This is a genomic window from Roseovarius pelagicus, from assembly GCF_025639885.1.
GTDB lineage: Bacteria > Pseudomonadota > Alphaproteobacteria > Rhodobacterales > Rhodobacteraceae > Roseovarius > Roseovarius pelagicus.
Map to the genome: position 1 here is coordinate 1,456,049 of NZ_CP106738.1, position 24,204 is coordinate 1,480,252.

Consider the following 24,204-nt stretch of genomic DNA (forward strand, 5'->3'; position numbering starts at 1 on the left):
TGACGCAAGAGGACATGACCGTGGCCAAGACAAAAGACAGTGGTGATGAAACAGTGCGGGCGGACACCCCTCCCGGACAGGACGCCTATTATCAGATCGTTCGGGATATCCGTTCGGGCCAGTTGCTGCCCGGCGACCGGCTGACCGAAGTGGACCTTGCCAAACGTTTCGGGATGTCGCGCACTCCGATACGCGAGGCCATCCGCCAACTGGAAGCGGATGGTCTGGTCGTTCACACGCCTCGCCTCGGTGCGACGATTCACACGCTGGATCACGCCGAAATCTCTGAACTGTACGATATGCGTGCCGTACTCGAGAGCACCGCCGCCCGCTTTGCCGCGCGCGCGGCGTCGACTGTTGAGCTTGGCGAGATAGAGGCGATTCAGGCCGCGATGAGCACCGCCTGGTCGTCAGAGGATCGCTTTGTGCAAAACCAGAACTTCCACGCGGCCATCCTTGATGCCGCGCGCAACAGATACCTTCTGCGCGCTGTGCTGGCGGTTCAAAAGACCTTGTTGATCCTTGGGCGCTCGACCATGGATCAACCTGACCGCGCCGAGGCCGCGGTGGCGGAACATTCGGCCATCGTCGCGGCGCTGCAAGCGCGTGATGAAGAGGCCGCAGAGCGCGCGATGCGTCTGCACATCCAGCGCGCCCATGCCGCCCGCCTGCGCCAGATACGCAATGCAAGACCGCGGGACACCGACTTCCATGATATCTGATCACTATGATCTGATCGTTGTCGGCGGCGGCAACGCCGCCCTCTGCGCTGCAATCGAGGCCGCCGAGAAAGGGTGCAAGGTCGTCCTGTTGGAAGGCGCACCCAAGGCCTATCGAGGCGGCAATTCACGTCACACGCGAAATTTTCGCTGCATGCACGAGGGGCCGCTTTCTGTTTTGACAGACAGTTACGGTGAGGACGAATATTTCGACGACCTCATGCGCGTGGTCAAAGGCAAGACTGACGAAAGCCTTGCCCGGATGTGCATCCGCGCGTCCGAAGCATGCCTGCCGTGGATGGAAGCGCACGGGGTGCGCTTTCAGCCCTCGCTTTCGGGCACTTTGTCCCTCAGTCGAACGAATGCCTTCTTTTTGGGCGGAGGCAAGGCGCTTGTGAATGCCTATTACCGGACTGCCGAGGCGCTCGGCGTAACCGTCCTGTACAATACCGAAGTCACGCACATCCATATAGAAGGCCGCACCGTGACCGGCGTCGAACTGCGCCATGACGATGTCACCACCACCTTGCCGGGCAGTGCTGTCGTGCTGGCATCGGGCGGTTTTCAAGGGGACATTGATTGGCTCGCCCGTGCGTGGGGGCCGTCCGCACGCAATTTCCTGATCCGCGGCACGCCTTACAATCGCGGCGTCGTACTAAAAGACATGTTGGATCAGGGCGCGCAGAGCGTCGGTGATCCGACCCAATGCCATGCCGTCGCCATCGACGGACGTGCGCCGAAATATGACGGCGGCATCGTCACCCGGCTGGACTGCGTACCCTTCTCGGTCGTGGTGAACAAGAAAGGCGAGCGGTTCTATGACGAAGGCGAAGATGTCTGGCCCAAGCGCTATGCCATCTGGGGTCGTCTCGTTGCCGCGCAGCCCGATCAGGTCGGCTATTCGATCATCGACTCAAAATCACTTGAACTCTTCATGCCGTCAGTCTTTCCACCGATCAAGGCAGACACGATTGAGGACCTCGCCCGGCAACTGGGCCTGCCTGAAACCAAGCTGCGAAAGACCATCGATGCGTTCAATGCCGCCTGCCCCAGCGATCCCGATGGCCTCTTCCACGCGACCGAACTCGACGGGCTGGCAACAACCGATCTAACCCCGGCCAAGACCAACTGGGCGCGCCCGATCACCACGCCACCGTTTTATGGCTATAGCCTGCGCCCCGGTGTGACCTTCACATATCTGGGCCTGAAGGTGGACGAAACGGCGCGTGTTCACGGTGCCGACGGTCCCTACAACAATCTCTGGGCAGCCGGAGAAATGATGGCCGGATCCATTCTGGGCCAAGGCTATCTGGCGGGGTTTGGCATGACCATCGGCACGGTATTTGGCCGCATCGCAGGGCAGGAGGCCGCATCACATGTCGCTTGATACACCAAAACTGGCAGAAGCCGCGCGCCAAGTCGAAATCTGCAACGCCTGCCGCTATTGCGAGGGGTATTGTTCGGTCTTTCCAGCAATGTTCAAAGAGCGCAGCTTTGCCTCCGGGGATCTGACGCAACTCGCCAATCTTTGCCATAACTGTCGAGGCTGTTACTACGCCTGCCAATATACCGAACCGCATGAATTTGCCCTCAACCTTCCTGCGGCGCTGGCCGAGGTCAGACAGGAATCGTGGGAACGCTTTGCATGGCCAGCCGCCCCGGCGCTGCTATTCCAACGGTCTGGCGTGGCGATGGCGCTTGCGCTTGTCATCGGCATTGCCTGCCTGTTCTGGGCTATGGCAACGCTTGTTCCTGCCAGCGGCGAGGGGTTCTATGCGGTGCTCTCCCACGTCACGCTTGTGGCGATCTTTCTGCCTGCCTTCATGCTGCCACTGGCGGCGATCGCCATCGGGCTGAGCCGTTACTGGCGCGAAGTCGGGGGCGGGCGTGTGCGCATTGCCCATCTAAGGGATGCCATGCATAGCGCCGTTACCATGCGCAATCTGTCTGGCGGTCAGGGCCAAGGCTGCAATTTCGAGGCAGAAGACCGTTTCTCTAACGCGCGCCGCCATGCGCATCAGGCGGTGATGTGGGGCTTCTTGTTGTGTTTTGCGTCCACATGCACTGGCACGGTGTTGCATTACGGCTTTGCCATCGAGGCGCCGTATGCGCTGCTTTCCTTGCCTAAACTCCTCGGTGTCCCGGGCGGCCTGCTACTGACGATCGGGAGCGCGGCACTCATCTGGCTCAAATTGCAGGCAGACCCCAAACTGGGCGCGCCCTCTGCGTGGGGTGCGGAGATGGCCTTTGTCCTGCTGCTGGGATTGACCGGGCTCACCGGCCTTCTGCTCTTTGCGGCGACCGGGACAGGCGCAGTACCGGCTCTGCTGGCCATCCATCTTGGTGCGGTTTTGGCGCTCTTTCTCAGTATGCCCTACTCCAAGATGGTCCACGGGTTCTACCGTATGGCAGCCTTGGTCCGGGATGCTCAGAACAAAGACGTCAAACTCTGAGGCATATCGTCGGCCTTCGCTCTTGCGAGCGAGTTCCATTCGCTTGTCGGCGGATACCAGTGATGCAAGCGGTGTCTTCGCCGGACACCGCATGATCTCGGGGGGCGTTCTCGCACCTTTTCCTATGAGAACGTCCAACCACCGCTGCTTGCGGCAACAAGGGATCGCCACGGTTGCGCGTGGTGCGCAGTAGTGATTGAGAACAGCATCACATATCGTCCTCACGTCTTGCGGCTACTAGTCCACGGCACCATGGCCTCGCCGCCTTGCGCCCAGGCTTCCTGCGCGGCAGTCTCGACAGCACAGGACCTGACTGCGCGCAACCGTGCCAGCGCGGCATCCGGCGTCTCGCCTGCCTCAATCATCAATCGCAGCGCGACCATACCCGACCGCCCACAGCCACCCCGGCAATGGATCAGGACACGACCACCACCAGAAAGCGCAGCCAGTGCTGCGCGGCTCGCCGCTTGCCACGCCTCTTGCTGGTCCCGGTTCGGCGTGCCGAAATCCTCGACCGGCAGATGCACCCAACGCGACCCCATATCTTGTACATCCTGACCGAAATCGCCCGCCCCCTCGGCCTGCATCTCGGCCATAGTGGTCATGGAGATGACCAAGGCTGGCCGCCAATCGCGCAGATGCGCCAAGTCAGCTGCATAGTCATCCGAGCGCCCCGGCAGAGGGGCGAGGGCCAATATCCCCCCCGCGACCGGCAACGCGTAGATAACAAACCCGGTCATCCGCTCAGCCGCGCATCACAACCGCGCCGCGCCGAACGTATCGCATTGCTGCACCTGCCCGCTCTCGTAGCCGGTGGCGAACCAATGCGCCCGCTGCTGTGACGTGCCGTGGGTAAAGGTATGCGGCTGTGGCACGCGTCCCGCGCTCTTTTGCAGATGGTCATCGCCGATCTTGCGCGCCGCGTTCAGCGCCTCCTCAATATCACCCGGTTCCAGCAGGCCCTCGACATGGCTCGCCCAGACACCTGACAGGCAATCGGCCTGCAACTCCAACCGCACTGTCAGCGCATTGGCCTGCGTTTGGCTCGCGGCCTGCCTGCGTGCGTTCACCTCGGGCAGAATGCCCAGCTCGTTCTGGACGTGATGCGCAACCTCATGAGCGATCACGTAGGCAGCAGCAAAGTCCCCGCGCGCACCCAGACGGCGTGACAGGGTCACGAAAAAGTCTGTGTCCAAATAGGCTTTGCTGTCCGCCGGACAGTAGAATGGTCCCGTCGCGCCAGAGGCACCACCACACGGGCTGCGCGTCGCACCAGAAAACAGAACCAGCACCGGCGGGTCGTATTCCAGCCCCAGCTGTTCGGCAAAGACATTCTCCCAGACCGTTTCCGTTGTCGCCAACACGCGCGAGGCAAATTGCGCGGCCTGTTCTTCTTCAGCAGTCAACTCACGCGGCGCGCTGCTCTCGTTAGTCGGTGCGGTGCCCTGCAACAGCGGAGTGACGTCAATCCCGGCGAAGTAGCCGATTGCCAGTACCACCAGCAATCCGACACCACCGATCCCGCCTGCGGCACGTCCACCTCCGCGCGCACCAGAGCGGCGTCTGTCCTCTACATTCCGGCTGCCGCGCACCCCCTTAACCGCATCATTCATTCCCTTCGCTGTACAATCGAGACGACTATACCGACCGCCACATCAAAGACAAAAGCAATTGCAGCAGCGATCGGTTCCCAGTTGTGCGTGATGGCGCCCGACCTGCCGTCAGGCAACCATACCAAGGGTTCAGCCGTCGCCCTCCACCACTTGTCCGGGATGCGCCTCGGCCCAGCCAGCCAGAAAATCGGCCATCGCTTCGTCCCCGACTTCCCGCAACGCCCAACGTGGCAGGGCGACGCCCTCTTCCAATGCCATCCGTGCGCAGGCGACATGATCGCGATCCGCAGGCTTGGCCGGCTTTTCCGATCCATGCAGAATCGCGCCCAGCAACTTGCCGCCATAATCGTTCACATGGCTCAGATCGGGTTTGAGCGACAGAAGATAGCCCATCACTTCAGGCAGACCTTCCCATCCCGCGATCTGCACCGGCGTGACGCCCAGCGCTGCTGGCTTGTCATACTCCACCCCCAGCGCCACAAGGCGCCGGATATGGCCCAGCACGTCGGGAAAGGCGATAATCTCGCGGATGATATCACGGTAAAGCATCGGCAGACCGGCGGGATCAATAAATTCGCCCGGACTATCCTGCCCCTCGGCGGCGGCGGCCATCAGTTGCTCGTCACGGCTCAGAGGTGGCATAGGTCCGGCTGCCTCGATCGCGGCCTTCAACGCGGCATTGCCATAGACACAGGCTGCGCCATAGGCACTGGCACCATCCTGTACATGCGCGGGATCGGCCCCAGCCTCCAGCAAAGCTGCGATCACGCCCTTGCCACAACGTCGTATCGCCGCATGGTGCAACGCCCGGTCGATCTGATCATCAGCCCCCGCCGCCAGAATCATGCGCACAGCCTCTGGATCGTCGAAATCCATCGCCCGCAACAACGCATTCGTGCCGCGCGGGTCCGCCCCGTGCGCCAGCAACATCTCCAGCCCCTCGCAGTGTCCCAGTTCCGTCGCATGGTAGAGGGATTCGCCGTCATTGGGGTCCGCGCCCTGCTCCAGCAACCAACGCGCCAGCGGCATGTTTCGCGCATGGCTCAATGCGCCGTAGAGTGCGGACAGCGGATGATCGACGCCTTCTTGCACCGGAACCGCGTCATTCACATCCGCACCATGCGCGACCAGCATCTCGGCAATGGCGAACATATCCACCGCCTTGTCAGGGGCGGCGACGATATGGCGCGAAAATGTCAGGTGCAGGATCGGCGTGCGGGGACCACTGGGCCAGACGGCCAGCGTTGGATCATCAACCAGCGCCGCCGCAACCGCCGCGCGATCATAGAGGGCGATTTGCGCCCCCAGATCGCCATCCGCCAGATCGGGCGTCGCTTCCAGCAATTGCTGAACGATCCAGTGCTGACCCTGCATCAACGCTGCGCGCAGTCGTGCCTGACGCTGCGCACGGCTCAACCCGATCGTCTCATCTGCCCATTTCAGCTTGGGCCAACTGGGAAAGCCCTGCTCGCGTGCAATCACATGCAGAAAATCAGCATGTTTCAAATCACCTGTGCCGCGCGGTACAGCGGCACGTAGCCGGGCAATCGCCGCTGGCGCACCTGCCTCATAGGCGCGGCGCAGCACTTTGGCCCGGCGTCGCAACGCATCCAGCGTGGATGCAGGTGTATCGGGGATATTGCTCATCGGTTTCTCCTCATGCGCCCGGCGGTCCGCTATGCTGGGCAGAGAAATCCGAAAAGATCGGTTTCTGAAGTGATATCGAGATGTGCCATGCACTTTCCGCGGACCCGGATGCCCTCTCGTCAGGCGCGCTCCGCCTACATGACCGCGCGCACGATCACAAGACCATTGCCCCTCGCCAAGCTGGCTCAATGTTCTATATTTTCGTCATGAGTGACAAAAAAGACAACGGTGAGAACCGCACAGATTGGGCCGAAACGCGCACAGACTGGGCCGAGGATCGTACCATCATGGCCAACGAGCGTACGTTCAATTCCTGGATGGGGCTCGGATTGGGGTCTGTCGGCGTGGCCATCGCACTCAAGGCAGTCTTTGGTGATTTTGAACCGACATGGGCGGCCAAGCTCGTGGCATCACTTTTTCTGGCAATCGCCATCATCATCTACTGGATCGCGCGTCGACAATCGCAAAAGACCCAGAAGCGGCTTAATGGATGTGACGCCGAACCATTGCCCAGCGCCCATTTCACCTATCTGGTCATCATTACCACAACGGCAACGATCGCGGTGGGTGCAGTGCTTTGGGGGCTTTAGCCAGAGCCGATGGACAGCACCGCGCATTTGGTGGACCTCGGGGCGCGCGCCGATTACTCTTTGGCTTCTGATTTGATTCCTCCCACGCGCAGGTACACATGACCGACACCCCAACAACCGGCTACCGCGTTCTGGCCCGCAAGTACCGGCCAGAAACCTTCGCCGATCTGGTCGGGCAGGACGCAATGGTGCGCACGCTGAAAAACGCGTTCGAGGCCGATCGCATCGCGCAGGCATTTATCATGACCGGCATCCGTGGCACCGGCAAAACCACCACCGCGCGGATCATCGCCAAAGGGATCAACTGTATTGGCCCGGACGGCAACGGCGGCCCCACGACCGAACCCTGCGGCGTGTGCGAACATTGCACCGCGATCATGGAAGGCCGCCACGTCGACGTGCTGGAAATGGACGCCGCGTCGCGTACCGGCGTCGGTGACATCCGCGAAATCATCGACTCGGTCGCGTATCGCGCCGCTTCTGCGCGCTACAAAATATACATCATCGACGAAGTGCATATGCTCAGCACGTCAGCCTTCAACGCGCTGCTGAAAACCCTTGAAGAGCCACCGGAACACGTCAAATTCATCTTTGCCACGACCGAGATTCGCAAAGTGCCCGTGACCGTTCTCAGTCGGTGCCAGCGCTTCGACCTGCGCCGGATCGAACCCGAGGTGATGATCGCATTGATGCGCAAGATTGCGGCATCTGAAGGCGCCGACATCACCGATGACGCCCTCGCCCTGATCACTCGCGCCGCCGAAGGGTCGGCCCGTGATGCAACCTCACTGCTGGATCAAGCGATCAGCCACGGCGCAGGAGAGACCACCGCCGATCAGGTTCGCGCCATGCTGGGACTGGCGGATCGGGGTCGCGTGCTCGATCTCTTTGATCTGATCATGAAGGGCGATGCCGCCGGCGCGCTGACCGAACTGGGCGCGCAGTATGCCGAAGGCGCTGACCCGGTCGCAGTGCTGCGCGATCTGGCCGAGATCACCCACTGGATCAGCGTCGTCAAAATCACGCCCGAAGCCGCCGAAGACCCCACCATCAGCCCTGATGAGCGTATGCGCGGCACACAAATGGCGGAAACGCTGCCAATGCGGATTATGAGCCGCATGTGGCAAATGCTGCTAAAGGCGCTGGAGGAAGTGTCGGATGCGCCCAACGCGATGATGGCTGCCGAGATGGCCGTCATCCGCCTGACCCATGTCGCCGACCTGCCCAGCCCGGACGAACTGCTGCGCAAATTGCAGGACACTCCGCCACCGCCCTCATCCGCCGGTCCCGCGCCAAGACAAGGCGGCAATGGCACATCCTCCACCTCGGCCCACGCAACGTCATCTCTGTCAGCAACGCAGAACCATCCCGCAGGTGGTCAGCCCGGCGCTGGTCAGACACTGGCGCTGGCCGCAGATCAGGCATTGGCGCATTATCCGACCTTCACGCATGTCGTTGACCTGATCCGCGCCAACCGCGACGTGAAACTGCTGGTCGAGGTTGAAACCTGCCTGCGTCTGGCCGCCTACCAACCGGGCCGGATTGAATTCGTACCAGCCGAGAATGCTCCCGCCGACCTCGCCCATCGGCTTGGCAGCGCGCTGCAACGATGGACCGGCAACCGCTGGGCCGTCAGTATCGTGAACGAGGGCGGTGCCGACACAATCGCAGAAACCCGCGATTCAGCTGATCTCGCGCTCAAGACCCAAGCCCAGGAACACCCCTTGGTGCAGGCGGTGATGTCTGTCTTTCCCAGCGCGCAAATCCTTAGCATCCGCACGCCAGAGGATCTGGTGCAACAGGCCAGCGCCGAAGCCCTGCCCGAAGTGGACGAGGAGTGGGATCCATTCGAAGAGGATTGATCGCCGCCGCACTCGGCTCCCTGCCCGGTGCCGCACTGGCAGAGGTTTGCGCCAACGAACGCCCCGACTGGACCGGCGTGCCCGTCTCTGCGTGGGCAGAGGCACTGGCGCTCTTCTCCACCCCTGCCGCGCTCTTTTTGCTGGCCGCGTCGGCAGTCGCGGTGATGTTGCGCCATCAATGGGGGGCTTTGGCGGTCTGCGTACTCTGGTCGTTCCTGACAATGGCCGTCACGATGTTCGACACGGATATGCGCGCCAGCGCCATGACAGAGGGCTGCATCGGCACACCGATCGTCTTTATCGTGGCCATCGCATCACTTTGCGTCGCGATGATCCTATATACCGGCCGCCCGACATCCGACAACTGACACAAATCCGCTTTCAATGTTCCTAAAATATTCCGGCGCAACGGTCCGGCGCCACAGGGTCCGCCCCTTGTACGTGTCCCCTGCCCCACGTATCTAGAACAGCAACACACACACCACCCAACCGGAGTAGACACATGTTCAAGGGACTGGGCCAAATGGGCGACATGGCCAAGATGATGAAGGCCGCGCAGGAAATGCAGGGCAAGATGGCCGCACTGCAAGAAGAAATGCACATTCTCACTGTCACCGGCGAAAGCGGCGCAGGTCTGGTCAAGGCCGTCGCCACCTGCAAGGGCGAGTTGAAAAGTCTCGACATCGACCCCAGCATCTTTTCCAGCGACGACAAGGAAGTGGTGGAAGACCTGATTCTGGCCGCGATCAAGGACGCCCAGGGCAAAGCATCTGACCGCGCCCAGGAAGAGATGGGCAAACTGACCGAAGGCATGGGGCTACCGAAAGACATGAAGCTGCCCTTCTGATCTTCTTCTTTGTGAAAATACTCTCGCCGAAGGCGTTTCTGACGCCCCAGACCGGACATTGCCCTTGAGTTCAACCCGCGACATCGATTCCCTGATCGAGATGATGGCAAAGCTGCCCGGCCTTGGGCCGCGCTCGGCACGGCGTGCGGTGCTGCATCTGATCCGTAAGCGAGAATTGAAGCTGATGCCGCTGGCCGACCTGATGCAGAATGTCGCGGCCACCGCCCGCGAATGCACCCGTTGCGGTAATGTCGGCAGCGCCGAGGTCTGCGATATCTGTCTCGCGCCCAAACGTGCGAACGGCATGCTGTGCGTCGTAGAGGATGTGGCGGATCTCTGGGCGATGGAACGCGCGGGCGTTTTCAAAGGCCGTTATCACGTGCTTGGCGGCAACCTCAGCGCGCTGGATCAGGTTGGCCCCGAACAGCTTCGTATCCCGCATCTCATCGCCCGGATCGCCGAGGAGCAGATCACCGAAGTGATCCTCGCCCTCGGCACAACCGTCGATGGCCAGACCACCGCGCATTACATCGCCGATCAGATCGAGAATACCGTGCGCCTCACCTCGCTCGCTCAGGGTGTGCCCATCGGCGGCGAACTGGATTATCTGGACGAAGGCACGATCACTGCCGCCCTGAACGCTCGTAAAGAGCTTTGACACGCGGAAACGGCCCGGCGAAACCCGCGCGGTCCGAATATACTGGAAAACCACGCACAATGGCGGGCTACTCGGGTCCGGCCTAACGCATATCCCCCAAAGGCCGTGACGACCTGCCGGACCATGACCCTACGGGACAAGGCAGGCCGTCACTCCTCGTGCTGGTCACGCGCGCCTCCCCACGCGGGCAACCAGATTCCTGATCCGTCAGAGGACGATCACATCCAGCGGCGGGAACCCGTTAAAACCAACCGACGAATAACTGCTAGTATAGGCACCACAGGTACGGATCGTCACCTTGTCCCCGCATTGCAACGCCAGCGGCAGCATCACCGGGCGTTGCTCATATAGGATGTCGGCGCTGTCGCAGCTTGGCCCGGCCAATACGCAGGGTCCAACCTCACCGCCATCGCGAGGCGTGGTGATGACATAACGGATCGCCTCGCCCATGGTTTCAGCCAGACCCGAGAACATGCCGATATCTAGATACACCCAGCGGTGCAGATCATCAGGTGATTTACGCGATACCAGCATGACTTCGGCGGCAATGTGCCCTGCCTCGGCCACCAGTCCGCGGCCCGGCTCTGCCATGATATAGGGAACATCACCGAACCGCTCGGCCACGGCCTGCATGACAGCGGCGGCATAGGGTGTCGCGCCCTCGACCGTGTTCTCGTAGCTGGCGGGAAACCCGCCGCCAAGGTTCAGCACGGTCAGGTCGTGCCCCGCCGCGCGGGCGGCATGCCACAGCTCTGCAATCTGATCCAGCACAGGTGTCCAGAATTCGGCCCGGCGGGTCTGACTGCCAACGTGGAACGACAGGCCGGCAACCTTGACGCCCTGCCCGCAGGCATAATCCAGCAGCCCGGGCAGCGCCGAACGCGCGCAGCCGAACTTGCGGCTCAGCGGCCAGTCGGCCGATGAATTTTCAACAATCACCCGCAGGTACACCCGCGCTTCGGGCGCGTGGTCGCGGATTTTGTCAATCTCGGCCTCGCTGTCGGCGGCAAAGAGGGTAACACCCGCATCATAGGCAAACGCGATATCCGCCGGACGCTTGACCGTATTGCCAAACGATATGTCCCGCCCCTTGGCGCCTTGGCTCAGGCACAGCTCGATCTCGCCCCGGCTGGCGGCGTCGAAACGTGACCCGCGCTTGACCAGCATGCGGATGATTTCCGGCGCCGGGTTCGCCTTGACGGCATAGTGGATGCGGGCGCGGCCCAGCCCGGCGGCCAACGCATCGTACTGCGCAGCAACGCGCGCGCGGCTGATCACCAGCGTCGGTTTGTCAAAGGTGGATGCCGCGATGAAATCAGCAACTTCGTCAAAGGCAATGGGGGCGGCGGGCGCAATTGCGCCGGGGAACATAGCGGTCATGGTCATCTCCAAAAGAAACCCCCGGACTCATCCGGGTTGGGTCAACAGTCAGAGACGTTACCGTCGCTACATAAACGCGGGTCAGTCAGAGTGGGAGCTGACCGGCCAGAGGCGCGTGCGTTGGCGTCTTGAATTGCGCATTTATACCGATTGCAGATTCGCGCAAGTGGAAATCGTACTTTGGACAACGAAAAATCCACAGCCCACATCGACCCCGCTCATCGGACGCGCCGAATCACTCGAATCGCCATACAGCACATTCAGGTCTTTCCTGCACGCCTACGCGCTAAAAACCACACGATCGTGAATCTAATAGCCTACAAAACGCCCCCCAATACACTTAACTTTGCGTTACGCCTTGACCTAAATCCTGTCGTAAAGTGGTTAGATGTAACCATCGGCGAAATCGACGCCGATACGCCAAAGCATATCTCGGGAGCGCACCACCAATGTTGACCAGACGGCATTTTGTAAAAACGACAGCCGCGCTGTTTTCCACCGCAATCCCAGCGGCCTCGCTCGCAACATCTGCATCAGCACAAAGCAATTGGTCCTCATGGGACGCACGGGTGACGCCGCCGAATTACGACCCCGCCACGTCGAACCCATGGGGCCTGCATCCACGCTTTCTGCCTGTGCGTGTCGAGGCCAATGATGGGCTGACACCGGGCGACATCCATGTGGATGCAGTGGCCCGCTACCTGTACCATATCCAAGACGACGGAACGGCAATGCGCTACGGTGTCGCCATCGCCCGCGGGAACCTCTATGAGCCCGGAACATACATCATCCGGCGCAAGGCAAAATGGCCGAAATGGACCCCCACAGCAGCGATGGTCAAACGCGACCCAGAGTATGCACAGTTCGAAGATGGAGTGCCCGGCGGGCCGACGAACCCGCTGGGGTCACGCGCGTTCTACCTCTATGTGGGCAATCGCGACACCTATCTGCGCATTCACGGAACGCCCAGCCCACGTTCAATCGGGGGCCGCGCCAGCTCTGGCTGTGTACGGATGGTGATGGCACATATCATCGGTCTCTACGATCATGTGAACACCGGCGCGACCGCGCATCTCTATGCAGCCGAGAGTTATACCACCGCGACCAGCTGACCTTTAGCCGCTACCGGATGACGGCTGCGGGCTGAATGCCCGCGCCAAACGGCGTGGATCAGGATGCCACCTTGGTGCAGATTGGTCGACCATCCTTGGTGCGCAGCGGCAGCATTGTCGTCTCGACCGGCCCGGCATACCGATACCAAAGGCATCCGTCCTCGCGCACCCGCACAGACGCAAGGTCCTGATTCGGTGCAGCCATCTCCACGATGCTGTCGGGCAGCTTCACAACGGGTTCCTTGCTCACCGACGAATCGACTTCCACACAAGCCCCGAGTACTAGCAACGGGATAAAGATCAGGCTGATATGGATTTTCATCGTTGGTTCCACTGAATGATCATCGACTGTAGCCATTTTTCTGGCACACGGGCTAGGGATACAAGACCCACCTGCGAATACGCCTGAAAAATCATTATTGTGGTGCATGCCGCAGACAGTCTCGCGATCTACAACGGCAGATCAGCCTCCACAACCAGCCCTGTTTCCGGCCATTTGAACTCTATGGAGCCGCCCGTAGATGCAATCAGATCGGATACGATGCGTGATCCATTCCAGCGTTTCGGGCGCGTCACTTTCGGCCCCCCTGCTCGACCCATTTACAAACAACACGTCGCCCCCTGTCATCCTCATGGACCGTCCAACTGAAATCAACGCTGCCCCTCGGTGCGCTGAGCGCCCCGTATTTAACCGAGTTTGTCGCCAACTCGTGCAATCCCAGCGTCAATGGCGAAACAAGCCCCACTGCCAGCTCAACCTCCGGCCCGCTCAGCATGAATTGCTGCTCGCCGCCGGGTGCGTACGCGCTCAGAATGGTCCGGGCCATGTTACCCAATCCTATCCCCGCCGTCCCTGTCGGATCAAATGTCTGAAAGTGAACTTTGCTCAACGTCATCAGCCGTTCGCTGATAATGGCCCCCAATCGGTTCGCATCAGATTCCTCGCGGGTGGACATCTTGATGATGACATTCATAACATTCATAATGTTGCGCAAGCGGTGCAACATTTCGTCGTCAGCCAACTTGCGTGCCTGAATTTCCATGTTGCGTTTGGCGGTCACGTCCAGCTGCGAACCAAAGAAATAAACGGTTTTCCCAGCCTCATCAGTGATCGGGCCGATCTGCAATGCGTTGATGAAACTCGACCCATCTTTTCGATAGTTCAGGATCTCAATAGTGCCGACACGCCCCTCATCTATCATCTGACGGATCGCTTGGATGCTTGCTTGCGTGGTGTCAGGGCCCTGTAGAAACCTGCAATTGCGGCCAACAACTTCAGACAATGCATAGCCGGTCAGATCACAGAACGCAGTGTTCGCAAAAACTATCGGGTTGTCTGGCAATGCCGGGTCGGTGATGCACAATGGGACTCGCGTCTGCCGCACAGCCTGAGCCATCGCTGTGTCGCCCTCGATGTCCCAACGTGCCCGAGCCAGATCTCTATTCAAATGCCTCTCCGATAAAAACGCTACGGCAAACTAGGTTAGTAGAACGGGCAGCACACCAAGCCTCGCCAGACGGCTATGACCACGCGCTTAGGCAGTCGTGTTTTACCACCGTAACCTTGTTTGCCGTGCGTTACCAAGCGATCTGCTTGGTCTTACTTATCGTCATCCTCATCATCGTCGCCACTGTCAGGCAGGTTGAACAGGCTGTCGGCGTCGAATTCCTTTTCTTTCTCTTCCGGCTCAGGATCGCTCAGGCTGAATGTTTCCAACCCTTCGATTGCCGTCGGAATGCGCGATTCTGCGTCCATACCAAGGCTCTGTTCAGTGCTCAGCAGCTTGCGGCGCTCATCGTCGCTCATCGCTTCGCCTTCACGGGCTTTCTTGGCAGCGGCCTTTTGCACGGCGGCGTCCAGCTCTGTCTGCTTGCACAGACCCAGCGCGACCGGATCAATCGGCTGAATGTTGGCGATGTTCCAGTGTGTGCGCTCGCGGATTGCCTGAATCGTCGGCTTGGTCGTGCCCACCAACCTGCTGATCTGGCTGTCTGCCAGCTCGGGGTGGAACTTGACCAGCCACAGAATCGACGCCGGACGGTCCTGCCGTTTGCTTAGCGGAGTATAGCGCGGGCCACGGCGCTTTTCCTCACCCACGGCAGAGGCGTTGAACTTCAGCTTCAGCTTGTGCAGCGGATTCTTTTCTGCGGAATCGATTTCTTCCTGCGTCAGCTGGTTGTTGGCAACGGGATCGAACCCCTTGACGCCAGCCGCCACATCACCATCGGCGATGCCCTGCACTTCCAGCTCGTGCATCTCGGTAAAATCCGCGATCTGCTTGAAGCTGAGCGTTGTGTTGTCCACCAGCCAGACAGCGGTGGCCTTGGCCATTAGCGGTTTTGCCATTGTCATATCTCCTACACATTTTATCCCGCACACATTTTTCCCGTCTCCTGTCTCCAGGAGGTCCTGAACCTAGGCTCGGGACGGGTTTCCGTTGTGGGGGAACTTGGGCGCTGTATAGTGGCCCCTGCGACAAAAAGAAAGACCAAAGAATGCGCCCTTTACTGGCCCTTATCCTCAGCACAATCGCACTATACGCCACGCCGACCGCCGCAGACGCTGATCGGCCCGGCGCATTTGATTACTACGTTCTGGCGCTCAGCTGGTCGCCCACGTGGTGCGCCATCGAGGGTGATGCACGCGACGCGGCGCAATGCGATCCGGCAGCCGATACAGGCTGGATCCTGCATGGGCTGTGGCCGCAATATCACCGTGGCTGGCCAGCACATTGCCAATCAGCAGAACGTCCGCCAAATCGCACGATGACCTCTGACATGGCCGATATTATGGGCAGTTCGGGACTGGCTTGGTATCAGTGGAAAAAACACGGCACCTGCTCGGGCCTCAGCGCACCGGCCTATTACGCTCTGGCCCGCGAGGCTTATGACCGGGTCAATCGCCCCGCGGTATTTCGCAAGCTGACCCAGCCGGTGAAGCTACCTGCCTCTGTGGTCGAAGAAGCGTTTCTAAAGGCCAATCCGGGCTGGGAACGCGACATGTTGACCATCACCTGCCGCAACGGGCGCATTCAGGAGGCGCGACTGTGCCTGTCCAAATCGCTGGACCCGGTGCCCTGTGGGCGCGACGTTATACGCGATTGCACGGCGACGGACGCGCTCTTTGACCCGATCCGCTGAAACGCGGTATCCAGTTTGAGTATTGTCACACAGAAGAAGGGCCGCGCGCGCGTCACACAGCCCGCGTGAGCAGAACGATAACGAGGATCGGCACAAGCGTTGCATGTGTCACCTCGTCGAACCAGTTGCTGCTGCCCCAGCCCATGACCCAGACGCCCTGCCCCAGTACCGCGACGAGCGGCAGAAAGACGCTGCCGCTGGCAGCCCCATAGGCACAGATGACAAGCACCATGATCGCCACCGGAATCGGTGCATAACCCAGACGGTAGATGTCGACCGGAATCACCCCCATCGCAGCGGCCAGAAAGCCGACGTAAACCAGTAAGATCACAACCAGTTCTGCCGTGGCAAACGGCTGAACCGGCAGACCCAGTTGCGCGCCCATATGGCGCAGCGCCAGAGCGGGCAAAAGGATACCGAAGGGCGCCAGCAGCGCCAGCAGCGCACCCGAAACCAGACTGTTCTGGAACAGCGTCACGGCCGCGATCCCCACCACTGCCCCCAGCATCAGCGACACCGGAGTGCCCATGACAAGCCCCGATATCATGCAAACAGCCCAGGTGATCAGAATACCCAACGCCACAGAGGAGAGTGCCGCACTCATTTCGTCGCCAGCCATGCGGTGTTGAATACATGCGCCTTGATCCCGCGCTTGGTCCCCTGCGAATAGGTCAGCGCGAATTCCCCGCCATGCAGGTCGCGCAGCATCGGGTAGCGCAGCGCGCCCTCTTCGGGTGTAAAACTGTGCAGCAGCCGCCATGTCTCGCCGCCATCCTCGCTCAGCGACAGACGCAGATCGTCGGGGCGCGCCGGGTCATCGTTCATCGCGATCAAGATGCGCTCGCCCCCCAACGGCAATGCCGCGACCGGCGCGCTGGGGTTGGCGATCTCGGTCGCGCGTACGCTGCTCCAGCTTTGGCCGCCATCGCGCGTGTGACTGATCAGCAGCTTGCCGAGCGCGATATCGAAATCGCGCAGGAACGCGACGGCATGTGTGGCGCTGAGCGGAACGATCATCGGTTGAATCGGATGCAGGTTCGGCCCGTCGATCCGCGCGGTATCGCGGACCCGGCCATCACGGCCAAAGCGGGCGAGGACGCCGTGCATCTGCCCCATCTCGAAATAGACCGGCAGGGCATAGGAGCCATCGGCATATTCAACCATTGGCGACTTCACCAGATGCGACCGGTTCAGCAGCGGCGACAGGTTCAGCTTGCGGGCCTGCTGGGGCATGTCGCCATCCATGCGGATCGCCGCGATCGAGGCCATGGCCCAGCCCCCGACCGACACCACCGTGCTATAGAGCGCGCCGCGCAAGGACTCGTTCTCTATCGTGTTGCCCAGCGTCACGACCAACTGACGCGGGGCGAACGCCGCGCCCAGAGCGCCGCGCGTGACAATGCGGCGGGGCGTATCAGATTCCCACGTACCGTCGCCGCCCGTAACCGACGCGGCAAAGATGTCCACATCTGCCTGTGCCTCCTTGGAGCCTTCGAACCACAGCACGTCAAAGCCATCGTCGGTCCGCGCAATACTGGGTGAATGCGCCTGCCCGGTCGCGGCCTTATAGTCCAGAACTGTCTGGAAAAAAGGCGCGGCTTCGGTCCCGACCACCTGCGGCACCGCAAATCGCCAGTCCAGCGGCGTGTCGCGCCGGATCGCCCACGCGCTGAGGCAAATGCTGATCGCGGCGAGGCCGAGAGCCGCGTATTGCACCACGCCCAGCACCAGATCAGACCTCCAGAACGATCTTGCCGATATGGGTGCTGCTTTCCATATGCGCATGGGCCGCAGCGGCATCGGCCAGCGCATAGCTGCTGTCCATGACCGGTGCCACGCGCCCTGCATCCAGCAACGGCCAGACATCTCGGCGCAGGGCGGCCGCGATATCGGCCTTGGCTTGCACGCTCTGCGGGCGCAGGGTGCTGCCGGTGATCGTCAGGCGGCGCATCATCATCTGGGCAAAATTCAGCGTTACCTTCGGGCCCTGCAGAAAGGCGATCTGAACCAGTCGTCCATCATCAGCCAGCGCCTTGACGTTGCGCGGAAGGTAGTCGCCACCGACCATATCGAGGATCAGGTTCGCACCGCCCTCGCCGCGCAGAACCTCGACGAAATCATCATTACGATAGTTGATCGCCCGCTCTGCGCCCAGATCTGTGCAAACGGCGCATTTCTCATCCGAGCCAGCGGTGGTGAAAACCCGCGCGCCAAAGACATTGGCCAGCTGGATCGCCGTCGTGCCGATACCAGACGAGCCACCATGCACCAGAAACCGCTCGCCGGCCTTCAGCCCGCCGCGCTGGAAAACGTTGGACCACACGGTGAAAAACGTCTCGGGCAGGCATGCGGCCTCTTTCAGGTCCATCCCCGCGGGCACCGGCAGACAATGCGCGGCCGATGTGGCCACATATTCGGCATAGCCACCTCCCGGCAGCAATGCGCAGACCGCATCGCCCACAGCCCATTCGCTGACACCCGCGCCGATCGCGGCGATCTCTCCCGACGCTTCCAACCCCGGCAGATCGCTGGCACCGACGGGCGGCGCGTAGGCACCCGCGCGCTGTAAAGCATCAGGGCGGTTCACACCGGCATAGGCCACCTTGATCACCACCTCGCCGACACGCGGCTGTGGGACGGGGCGCTGCGTCATTTGCAGAACTTCAGGGCCGCCGGGTTGGGTGATCTCAACGGCGTTCATCGTCTTGGTCATCGTATATTCCTAAGTCTGATCTTGCTTGCCATGTTTTTCCGAGGCGACGTTCCAATGGCCCGGCATGTTCGGCATCGGCCCGGCCTGCGGCGCGCGTATCCGCGACAACAGGTCCAGCGGCCCGGCCAGCACACGGGTCAGCACCGGGTTTTCGCGCATTTTCGCCTTGGTCTTCTCAAACTGCATCACGTTATCAATCCGCCGATCCAGAAACGCCCATGTCGCCGCGTGCCCGTCGCTGTCATCGCCCAGCCAGTAAAGAACGGTACTGCCATAAACGCCTGATAATGTTGCGCGTTTTGTATACCAGTTGATATCGTCGGACGTGTCGCCCAGCGCCGTCCAGATGTGATCGCAGGTCTGCCAGATCGCGCGCGCACCATCGGCGGCGTGATGCGGCAGGGCAAACAGCGCCATACCCCGTCGCACCATCTCTCGGTCTTCGACGGCCTCCAGCCGAAACCGCACCGCTGCGGCGATCCGGTCACGAAACCGCATGTCAGCTAAATCCGCCTCTTCCAGACGCGCCAGCATCGCAGCGTCCCCCGCCGCATGATACGCCAGCGCAAGGTCAACCGCACCACGCGGGAACAGCGCCCGCGCGACGCCCGGTGCCACCCCGGCATCACGCGCCGCCGCGTCAAAACTGATCTGGCTCCAGCCGTCGAACGGCACATGGGTCGCGGCGGCCTTCAGCATCTCGGTGGTCAGATCCGGTTCGGTCATATTGTCTCTCCCAGGCTCGGGTCGCACCCTAGACAAATCCGCCGGGCTTTGCTATAGACCCGCTTCCTGCAATCTCTTGCAACTCAAACTTAGAAAGGTGGTGAAAACCACATGCAGGTTAGTGTACGCGACAACAACGTCGATCAGGCGCTCCGCGCCCTGAAGAAAAAGCTACAGCGCGAAGGTGTGTTTCGGGAAATGAAGCTCAAGCAACATTTCGAGAAACCATCCGAGAAAAAAGCGCGCGAAAAAGCTGAAGCTATCCGTCGTGCCCGTAAACTGGCACGTAAGAAAGCCCAGCGCGAAGGTATGCTCTAAGCAGCCTTTGACGGCTTGATCCGCACCAAAAGATGCGTGCATCCCGAAAAATGAAATATCGGTTTTCGGGCCAAGATGCGCGAATGACAAAAGTGACGACCCCCGAGGCTTTGCCGCGGGGGTTTGTCGTTCCCCGAAGTCAGCGAATCGCACCGCCCCGGATCGGCGCCAGATCGCCATCGAAGCGTTTGCACTTGATGGAACCGGGGCGCTCGCATATCTCAGCGACAGATTTCGATTGCTGGAAAGAAGTTTGAATGACACTGCTGAGCCAGATTGACCGCGCCCTGATGGCGCTGATTGCGGCGGTTCTGGCCGCATCCGTGGTCATCGCATTCGTGAATCCCACATATTTCTGGGCCACATTCGCCGCCGAAGATGGCTTGGTCGAATACGGCACTGCGATCTGCCTGTTTGCCTCCAGCGTGGTTCTGGCCTTCAACGCGCGCGGGACTTCCGCCCGTGGCCTGCGATTGGCCGCCGTATTGACGATGCTCTATGCGCTGATGTTCTTTCTCGCTGCGGGCGAAGAAGTATCGTGGGGCCAGCGCGTGTTCGGCTGGGAATCCGGCGAGTTTTTCCAGAACAACAACAAGCAGGATGAAACCAATTTTCACAACCTGATGATTGGTGACATTCATCTGACCAAAACGCTGTTTGGCCCAATCCTGACGTTCTGCATCCTGCTCTATCTGGTGGTTTTGCCGCTGCTCTATACCCGCAGCCCGCGCATCGCAGCCCTTGCAGACCGGTTCGCGGTGCCGGTGCCATGGCTGCGGCATGGTCTGATCGCGCTGGTGGCCAGCATCATCATCACGGTGATTGACGTGCAGCGTAAATGGGAAGTGTATGAACTGGTGTTCAGCCTGCTGACCGTGTCGATCTTCCTGTTGCCGCAGAACCGCGACAAGGTTACGTGATCGTCAGATGATCTCGTCCTCATCATAGAGCGGTGCCGCGTCCATATGCGCGCTGACCCCTTCGGCGGCGGCCTCGGCGCGCGCGGTTTCAGCGATGTGAAACAGCGCCTCGCCCTCATAGACCACCGGCATGTTGGTGCGCCCGATGATGATACCTTCCTCGTCGGCGATCACCTCGGTCTCGACCTCGCCGAACGGATCTGACACGGCACCCAGTACTGTGCCGGGTGCCACCGTGGCCCCGGTCGGCAGGTACCCGCGAAACAGCCCTCCCGCCGGGGCGCGATACCAGCTTGACCCGCCACACATCACGCTGCGCGCCTTTGTGCGCGGCACCGCGCGGGCGGCCAGCATCCCCAGTTCGTGCATCACGCGCAGGATGCCCGCAACTCCCGCCCGCGCCGCCAGTTCGTCAAAGCGCAGCCCCTCGCCACCCTCGTACAGCAGCACGTCGATGCCCGCCTCTTCGGCCGCCATCCGCAGCGATCCCTCGCGCAGCTTCGAATTCAGCATCACTGGCGCGCCAAAGGCCCGGCCCAAGGCCGCCAATCGCGCGTTTCCCGGTGACAGACGTATCTGCGGCAGGTTGGTGCGGTGGATCGCAGCGGAATGCAGATCAATCCCCACCTGCGCGCGCAACACCACCTCGGTCATAAAAATATGCGCCAGCCGCGACGCCATCGACCCCTCTGGCCCGCCGGGAAAACAGCGGTTCAAATCACGCCGGTCCGGCAGATAGCGCGCATTGTTGAGAAATCCGTAAGTATTCACGATCGGCACCGCCAGCAGCGTCCCCGCCATCGACTTCAGCGCCTTGGCCTTTAGCAGCCTGCGCACGATCTCGACCCCGATCACCTCGTCGCCATGCACCGCCGCCGAGACGAACATCACCGGCCCCGGTTTGCGCCCATGTGCCACATGCACCGATAAATTGACCGGCGTATGGTCCGACAATGTGCTAACGGGTATGTCCACCGTCGCTCGTGTTCCCGGCGCGATGCTCTGCCCGCCAATCTCGAACGCCTCGCGTTTGGCCATATCGGTGCCTTTCTTTGCTCCCTCAGCGATAGGCAAGTTCCGCTCTGGTGTCTATCAGGTAGGCAGGAAGGCTGCCTCGGTCCCGGCCCCCGGCATATTTCGCCGTCGACGCACGGCGTCCGAAATTACGCCCATCCGCAACGGTCGCGATGACAGATATGCACTTTTCGTTCTGCGTGGCGATCCGATATTGACGCAGGACGCCAAATCGCTAGAAGCAGCGTGCATTATCCGCATGGTCCACCCCGGACCAGTGCAGACCGGGATGCCGCTGTAGCTCAGATGGTAGAGCACGTCATTCGTAATGATGGGGTCGGGGGTTCGAGTCCCTTCAGCGGCACCAAAGGGCTTTCGCAAAGCGAAAGACCGGGAACACTCACCGCACTGCATGGCGTGGCAGTCGTTTTGTGAGAACGACAAGAACTTTGACGGCTCTGGGTCACGCCAGCCACCTGCATCACAGGTTTTCCCGGACCATCCCCTGATACGCGTCGTCGCAACTGATCATGTGACCGCTCAAAGCCGGATACCGGCGCAAAGACGATCACGTTCTGGTCACCTCTCATCCACCCGGCTATAGCAAGGGCATGACCGATACCCTGCCCCCGTGCCCCGAATGTGCCTCGACATACACCTATCCTGTGGATGCCTTGCTCAACTGCCCTGAATGCGGCCATGAATGGTCCCCCGAGACAGCAGATAGTGCTGACGAAATACGCGATAGCGTCGGCAACGTGCTGGCGGATGGCGACACTGTCACCGTCATTAAGGATCTGAAGGTCAAGGGATCATCATCCGTTGTAAAGGTCGGCACCAAGGTTCGCGGCATTCGTCTGGTCGACGGCGATCACGACATTGATTGCAAGATTCCGGGCTTTGGCCAGATGAGCCTGAAATCCCAGTTCGTCAAGAAAGTCTCTGACTGACGTTTCGCACGACAGCGACGCAACCTTTAGGCCACCATCAAATGCCCAGCCAGCCCCAGCGCAAATCCCGCCACTGCCCCCAGCGGCGGTGCCCAGGCACGTTCCAGCCGGACACCCGGTGCGATATCCTCGAATAGCAAATACAGGATCCCACCCGCAGCAAAGAGCATGATCGCCCCCAACACCTCGGGTTGATCGCCCAGCACGGTCAGGCCGAACCACGCGGATATCGGCCCCAGTGCGACAATCATGACGAACAGGATCAGAATGCGCGCCGTTCGACGCCCGGCGTCCTGCATTTCGCGAAACGCGTTGAACCCTTCGGGCAGGTTTTGCAGCGCAATCAACCCGGCCATCAACACCGCGACCCCCGGATCACCGGCGATCAGCGCACCAAGCGCCATCGCCTCTGGCACAAAGTCCAGCAGCATCGCCATCAGTTGCGCACCCGTGCCGCCCCGGTTCTGAATCGCCCGGTCGACGCAGCAGAAAAACGCGCCCCCTGCCACAAACCAGAACAGCACAGCCAGCGGTGCCAGCCGGTCCGCCCCTTCAGGCACCAGAACCAATGCGATAGCTGAGAAAAGCGCGCCACCGCCAAAGGCGATGACACTATGGCGAAACTCGTCTTCCAGCCAGCCGGGCAGACACTTCTCCTGCGTTGCCAGCAACGCGCCCACCGGGATCGTCGCTCCCGCCATCCCCGCCAGCAACAGCGCCTGTGTCAGCGTCTCGGCCATCCGCTAATCAAACGACGCGTTCGACCATCATCTTCTTGATCTCTGCGATCGCCTTGGCCGGGTTCAGACCCTTGGGGCATGTCTTGGTGCAGTTCATGATCGTGTGACAACGGTACAGCTTGAACGGATCTTCCAAATCATCCAGCCGTTCGCCGGTCGCCTCGTCGCGGCTGTCGATGATCCAGCGATAGGCGTGCAGCAGCGCGGCGGGCCCGAGGTACTTGTCACCATTCCACCAATAACTTGGGCAGGCGGTCGAGCAACTGGCGCACATGACGCACTCATATAGACCATCCAGCTTGGCCCGGTCCTCGATGGATTGTTTCCACTCCTTCGCGGGACGGTTTGTCTTGGTTTCCAGCCACGGCATAATGCTGGCGTGCTGAGCATAGAAATGCGTCAGGTCGGGGATCAGATCACGCACCACCGGCATGTGCGGCAGCGGATAGATTTTCACATCGCCCTTGATCTCGTCCATGCCATAGATGCAGGCCAGCGTGTTGATCCCGTCGATGTTCATCGCGCAGGACCCACAGATACCCTCGCGGCACGAGCGGCGGAAACTCAGCGTCGGGTCAATCTCTGTCTTGATCTTGATCAGCGCGTCCAGAACCATCGGCCCGCAGGTATCCATATCGACAAAATACGTGTCCACGCTGGGATTTTTGCCGTCATCTGGCGTCCAGCGGTAGATGCTGAACTTGCGCAAGTTCTTGGCGCCAGCCGGTTTGGGCCACGTCTTGCCGGTGGTAATCCGGCTGTTCTTGGGCAGGGTGAGTTGAACCATGTGCGTCTACTCCG

Annotated in this window: 28 protein-coding genes and 1 tRNA gene; 14 read left to right on the top strand and 15 right to left on the bottom strand. The window is 60.8% G+C overall.

Going from position 1 to position 24,204, the window contains the following annotated elements; genetic code table 11:
* Positions 1 to 20 precede the first annotated feature (20 nt).
* Genes N7U68_RS08230 through tcuB form a run of 3 tightly spaced genes read left to right on the top strand, consistent with a single transcriptional unit; the run spans position 21 to position 3,172 of the window.
* Entirely contained in the window at positions 21 to 722 is a 702-nt protein-coding gene (locus tag N7U68_RS08230; RefSeq protein ID WP_263048801.1) for a GntR family transcriptional regulator, read from the top strand.
* The gene (gene tcuA, locus N7U68_RS08235) at positions 712 to 2,106 is read left to right on the top strand and encodes an FAD-dependent tricarballylate dehydrogenase TcuA (RefSeq protein ID WP_263048802.1); all 1,395 of its coding nucleotides are present in this window, start codon (positions 712 to 714) and stop codon (positions 2,104 to 2,106) included. Before N7U68_RS08230 ends, tcuA begins: the two co-directional genes overlap by 11 nt.
* Positions 2,096 to 3,172, top strand: coding sequence for a tricarballylate utilization 4Fe-4S protein TcuB (tcuB, locus tag N7U68_RS08240; RefSeq protein WP_263048803.1), 1,077 nt, complete (start codon positions 2,096 to 2,098; stop codon positions 3,170 to 3,172). The genes tcuA and tcuB overlap by 11 nt, the downstream gene beginning before the upstream one ends.
* A 221-nt stretch (positions 3,173 to 3,393) precedes the next feature.
* Here the strand turns inward: tcuB and N7U68_RS08245 are convergent, their stop codons facing one another.
* From N7U68_RS08245 to N7U68_RS08255, 3 genes are all read right to left on the bottom strand, one after another.
* The gene (locus N7U68_RS08245; RefSeq protein ID WP_165196532.1) at positions 3,394 to 3,912 is read right to left on the bottom strand and encodes a phosphatase domain-containing protein; all 519 of its coding nucleotides are present in this window, start codon (positions 3,910 to 3,912) and stop codon (positions 3,394 to 3,396) included.
* 15 nt (positions 3,913 to 3,927) lie between these two features.
* A complete protein-coding gene (ypfJ, locus tag N7U68_RS08250; RefSeq protein WP_263048804.1) occupies positions 3,928 to 4,785 on the bottom strand; it encodes a KPN_02809 family neutral zinc metallopeptidase in 858 nt (285 codons plus the stop codon).
* A gap of 129 nt (positions 4,786 to 4,914) precedes the next feature.
* Positions 4,915 to 6,432, bottom strand: a complete 1,518-nt coding sequence (locus N7U68_RS08255; RefSeq protein WP_263048805.1) for an ankyrin repeat domain-containing protein — start codon at positions 6,430 to 6,432, stop codon at positions 4,915 to 4,917.
* 206 nt (positions 6,433 to 6,638) lie between these two features.
* On the opposite strand from N7U68_RS08255, the gene N7U68_RS08260 reads away from it, so the two are divergent.
* The 5 genes from N7U68_RS08260 (at position 6,639) to recR (ending at position 10,389) form a co-directional block, all read left to right on the top strand.
* Positions 6,639 to 7,022: a DUF202 domain-containing protein gene (locus N7U68_RS08260; RefSeq protein WP_165196528.1), complete on the top strand. Its 384-nt coding sequence runs from the start codon at positions 6,639 to 6,641 to the stop codon at positions 7,020 to 7,022.
* A gap of 98 nt (positions 7,023 to 7,120) precedes the next feature.
* Positions 7,121 to 8,884 (top strand): DNA polymerase III subunit gamma/tau, encoded by a 1,764-nt coding sequence (locus tag N7U68_RS08265; protein ID WP_165196526.1) that lies wholly within the window; start codon positions 7,121 to 7,123, stop codon positions 8,882 to 8,884.
* Positions 8,881 to 9,252 (top strand): hypothetical protein, encoded by a 372-nt coding sequence (locus tag N7U68_RS08270; protein WP_165196524.1) that lies wholly within the window; start codon positions 8,881 to 8,883, stop codon positions 9,250 to 9,252. Before N7U68_RS08265 ends, N7U68_RS08270 begins: the two co-directional genes overlap by 4 nt.
* Positions 9,253 to 9,386: 134 nt before the next feature.
* Positions 9,387 to 9,731 (top strand): YbaB/EbfC family nucleoid-associated protein, encoded by a 345-nt coding sequence (locus N7U68_RS08275; protein ID WP_165196522.1) that lies wholly within the window; start codon positions 9,387 to 9,389, stop codon positions 9,729 to 9,731.
* Between the two features lie 64 nt (positions 9,732 to 9,795).
* A complete protein-coding gene (recR, locus tag N7U68_RS08280; RefSeq protein WP_263048806.1) occupies positions 9,796 to 10,389 on the top strand; it encodes a recombination mediator RecR in 594 nt (197 codons plus the stop codon).
* Positions 10,390 to 10,596: 207 nt separating this feature from the next.
* Here recR and N7U68_RS08285 read toward each other — a convergent pair whose 3' ends face one another.
* Positions 10,597 to 11,775, bottom strand: a complete 1,179-nt coding sequence (locus tag N7U68_RS08285) for a type III PLP-dependent enzyme (RefSeq protein WP_373322980.1) — start codon at positions 11,773 to 11,775, stop codon at positions 10,597 to 10,599.
* A 443-nt stretch (positions 11,776 to 12,218) separates the two neighbouring features.
* On the opposite strand from N7U68_RS08285, the gene N7U68_RS08290 reads away from it, so the two are divergent.
* The gene (locus N7U68_RS08290; RefSeq protein WP_263048807.1) at positions 12,219 to 12,881 is read left to right on the top strand and encodes a L,D-transpeptidase; all 663 of its coding nucleotides are present in this window, start codon (positions 12,219 to 12,221) and stop codon (positions 12,879 to 12,881) included.
* A gap of 58 nt (positions 12,882 to 12,939) precedes the next feature.
* On the opposite strand, the gene N7U68_RS08295 is transcribed toward N7U68_RS08290, so the two are convergent.
* From N7U68_RS08295 to N7U68_RS08310, 4 genes are all read right to left on the bottom strand, one after another.
* Positions 12,940 to 13,203, bottom strand: a complete 264-nt coding sequence (locus N7U68_RS08295) for a hypothetical protein (RefSeq protein ID WP_165196514.1) — start codon at positions 13,201 to 13,203, stop codon at positions 12,940 to 12,942.
* Positions 13,204 to 13,331: 128 nt separating this feature from the next.
* The gene (locus tag N7U68_RS08300) at positions 13,332 to 13,457 is read right to left on the bottom strand and encodes a hypothetical protein (RefSeq protein WP_263048808.1); all 126 of its coding nucleotides are present in this window, start codon (positions 13,455 to 13,457) and stop codon (positions 13,332 to 13,334) included.
* Complete coding sequence (locus N7U68_RS08305; protein ID WP_263048809.1) at positions 13,454 to 14,329, bottom strand: PAS domain-containing protein; 876 nt, start codon at positions 14,327 to 14,329, stop codon at positions 13,454 to 13,456. Before N7U68_RS08305 ends, N7U68_RS08300 begins: the two co-directional genes overlap by 4 nt.
* Positions 14,330 to 14,481: 152 nt before the next feature.
* Positions 14,482 to 15,228 carry a DUF1013 domain-containing protein gene (locus N7U68_RS08310; protein WP_165196512.1) on the bottom strand — a complete coding sequence of 249 codons (747 nt, stop codon included), beginning with the start codon at positions 15,226 to 15,228 and terminating at the stop codon, positions 14,482 to 14,484.
* A gap of 149 nt (positions 15,229 to 15,377) precedes the next feature.
* Between N7U68_RS08310 and N7U68_RS08315 the strand changes: the two genes are divergently transcribed.
* Complete coding sequence (locus N7U68_RS08315) at positions 15,378 to 16,022, top strand: ribonuclease T2 family protein (protein WP_263048810.1); 645 nt, start codon at positions 15,378 to 15,380, stop codon at positions 16,020 to 16,022.
* A 52-nt stretch (positions 16,023 to 16,074) separates the two neighbouring features.
* Here the strand turns inward: N7U68_RS08315 and N7U68_RS08320 are convergent, their stop codons facing one another.
* Genes N7U68_RS08320 through N7U68_RS08335 form a run of 4 tightly spaced genes read right to left on the bottom strand, consistent with a single transcriptional unit; the run spans position 16,075 to position 19,461 of the window.
* On the bottom strand, positions 16,075 to 16,626 hold the full coding sequence (locus N7U68_RS08320; RefSeq protein WP_263048811.1) for a hypothetical protein: 552 nt from the start codon (positions 16,624 to 16,626) through the stop codon (positions 16,075 to 16,077).
* On the bottom strand, positions 16,623 to 17,750 hold the full coding sequence (locus tag N7U68_RS08325; RefSeq protein WP_263048812.1) for an exo-alpha-sialidase: 1,128 nt from the start codon (positions 17,748 to 17,750) through the stop codon (positions 16,623 to 16,625). The genes N7U68_RS08320 and N7U68_RS08325 overlap by 4 nt, the downstream gene beginning before the upstream one ends.
* A 4-nt stretch (positions 17,751 to 17,754) precedes the next feature.
* A complete protein-coding gene (locus N7U68_RS08330; protein WP_263048813.1) occupies positions 17,755 to 18,735 on the bottom strand; it encodes an NAD(P)H-quinone oxidoreductase in 981 nt (326 codons plus the stop codon).
* Positions 18,736 to 18,744: 9 nt separating this feature from the next.
* A complete protein-coding gene (locus N7U68_RS08335) occupies positions 18,745 to 19,461 on the bottom strand; it encodes a COQ9 family protein (RefSeq protein ID WP_263048814.1) in 717 nt (238 codons plus the stop codon).
* Between the two features lie 111 nt (positions 19,462 to 19,572).
* On the opposite strand from N7U68_RS08335, the gene rpsU reads away from it, so the two are divergent.
* Both rpsU and N7U68_RS08345 read left to right on the top strand, forming a co-directional pair.
* Positions 19,573 to 19,779, top strand: a complete 207-nt coding sequence (gene rpsU, locus N7U68_RS08340) for a 30S ribosomal protein S21 (RefSeq protein WP_008207378.1) — start codon at positions 19,573 to 19,575, stop codon at positions 19,777 to 19,779.
* 257 nt (positions 19,780 to 20,036) lie between these two features.
* Positions 20,037 to 20,699 carry a hypothetical protein gene (locus N7U68_RS08345; protein WP_165196500.1) on the top strand — a complete coding sequence of 221 codons (663 nt, stop codon included), beginning with the start codon at positions 20,037 to 20,039 and terminating at the stop codon, positions 20,697 to 20,699.
* Between the two features lie 3 nt (positions 20,700 to 20,702).
* Here N7U68_RS08345 and N7U68_RS08350 read toward each other — a convergent pair whose 3' ends face one another.
* The gene (locus N7U68_RS08350) at positions 20,703 to 21,737 is read right to left on the bottom strand and encodes a succinylglutamate desuccinylase/aspartoacylase family protein (protein ID WP_263049131.1); all 1,035 of its coding nucleotides are present in this window, start codon (positions 21,735 to 21,737) and stop codon (positions 20,703 to 20,705) included.
* Between the two features lie 267 nt (positions 21,738 to 22,004).
* Here N7U68_RS08350 and N7U68_RS08355 point away from each other — a divergent pair.
* Positions 22,005 to 22,080, top strand: a tRNA-Thr gene (locus N7U68_RS08355).
* A 244-nt stretch (positions 22,081 to 22,324) separates the two neighbouring features.
* On the top strand, positions 22,325 to 22,663 hold the full coding sequence (locus tag N7U68_RS08360; RefSeq protein WP_263048815.1) for a zinc ribbon domain-containing protein YjdM: 339 nt from the start codon (positions 22,325 to 22,327) through the stop codon (positions 22,661 to 22,663).
* 26 nt (positions 22,664 to 22,689) lie between these two features.
* Here N7U68_RS08360 and N7U68_RS08365 read toward each other — a convergent pair whose 3' ends face one another.
* A complete protein-coding gene (locus tag N7U68_RS08365; RefSeq protein ID WP_263048816.1) occupies positions 22,690 to 23,403 on the bottom strand; it encodes a ZIP family metal transporter in 714 nt (237 codons plus the stop codon).
* A 7-nt stretch (positions 23,404 to 23,410) separates the two neighbouring features.
* Positions 23,411 to 24,190 (bottom strand): succinate dehydrogenase iron-sulfur subunit, encoded by a 780-nt coding sequence (locus tag N7U68_RS08370; RefSeq protein ID WP_165196494.1) that lies wholly within the window; start codon positions 24,188 to 24,190, stop codon positions 23,411 to 23,413.
* Positions 24,191 to 24,204: the final 14 nt, after the last annotated feature.

Coding starts and splice junctions, on each gene's coding strand:
- N7U68_RS08245 (WP_165196532.1), bottom strand. CDS start 3,912: ATGACCGGGTTTGTTATCTACGCGTTGCCGGTCGCGGGGGGGATATTG.
- N7U68_RS08370 (WP_165196494.1), bottom strand. CDS start 24,190: ATGGTTCAACTCACCCTGCCCAAGAACAGCCGGATTACCACCGGCAAG.
- N7U68_RS08365 (WP_263048816.1), bottom strand. CDS start 23,403: ATGGCCGAGACGCTGACACAGGCGCTGTTGCTGGCGGGGATGGCGGGA.
- N7U68_RS08345 (WP_165196500.1), top strand. CDS start 20,037: ATGACACTGCTGAGCCAGATTGACCGCGCCCTGATGGCGCTGATTGCG.
- N7U68_RS08285 (WP_373322980.1), bottom strand. CDS start 11,775: ATGACCATGACCGCTATGTTCCCCGGCGCAATTGCGCCCGCCGCCCCC.
- N7U68_RS08360 (WP_263048815.1), top strand. CDS start 22,325: ATGACCGATACCCTGCCCCCGTGCCCCGAATGTGCCTCGACATACACC.
- rpsU (WP_008207378.1), top strand. CDS start 19,573: ATGCAGGTTAGTGTACGCGACAACAACGTCGATCAGGCGCTCCGCGCC.
- tcuB (WP_263048803.1), top strand. CDS start 2,096: ATGTCGCTTGATACACCAAAACTGGCAGAAGCCGCGCGCCAAGTCGAA.
- N7U68_RS08330 (WP_263048813.1), bottom strand. CDS start 18,735: ATGACCAAGACGATGAACGCCGTTGAGATCACCCAACCCGGCGGCCCT.
- N7U68_RS08320 (WP_263048811.1), bottom strand. CDS start 16,626: ATGAGTGCGGCACTCTCCTCTGTGGCGTTGGGTATTCTGATCACCTGG.
- N7U68_RS08315 (WP_263048810.1), top strand. CDS start 15,378: ATGCGCCCTTTACTGGCCCTTATCCTCAGCACAATCGCACTATACGCC.
- N7U68_RS08260 (WP_165196528.1), top strand. CDS start 6,639: ATGAGTGACAAAAAAGACAACGGTGAGAACCGCACAGATTGGGCCGAA.
- N7U68_RS08350 (WP_263049131.1), bottom strand. CDS start 21,737: ATGGCCAAACGCGAGGCGTTCGAGATTGGCGGGCAGAGCATCGCGCCG.
- N7U68_RS08265 (WP_165196526.1), top strand. CDS start 7,121: ATGACCGACACCCCAACAACCGGCTACCGCGTTCTGGCCCGCAAGTAC.
- N7U68_RS08290 (WP_263048807.1), top strand. CDS start 12,219: ATGTTGACCAGACGGCATTTTGTAAAAACGACAGCCGCGCTGTTTTCC.
- N7U68_RS08310 (WP_165196512.1), bottom strand. CDS start 15,228: ATGGCAAAACCGCTAATGGCCAAGGCCACCGCTGTCTGGCTGGTGGAC.
- N7U68_RS08335 (WP_263048814.1), bottom strand. CDS start 19,461: ATGACCGAACCGGATCTGACCACCGAGATGCTGAAGGCCGCCGCGACC.
- N7U68_RS08275 (WP_165196522.1), top strand. CDS start 9,387: ATGTTCAAGGGACTGGGCCAAATGGGCGACATGGCCAAGATGATGAAG.
- tcuA (WP_263048802.1), top strand. CDS start 712: ATGATATCTGATCACTATGATCTGATCGTTGTCGGCGGCGGCAACGCC.
- N7U68_RS08295 (WP_165196514.1), bottom strand. CDS start 13,203: ATGAAAATCCATATCAGCCTGATCTTTATCCCGTTGCTAGTACTCGGG.
- ypfJ (WP_263048804.1), bottom strand. CDS start 4,785: ATGAATGATGCGGTTAAGGGGGTGCGCGGCAGCCGGAATGTAGAGGAC.
- N7U68_RS08255 (WP_263048805.1), bottom strand. CDS start 6,432: ATGAGCAATATCCCCGATACACCTGCATCCACGCTGGATGCGTTGCGA.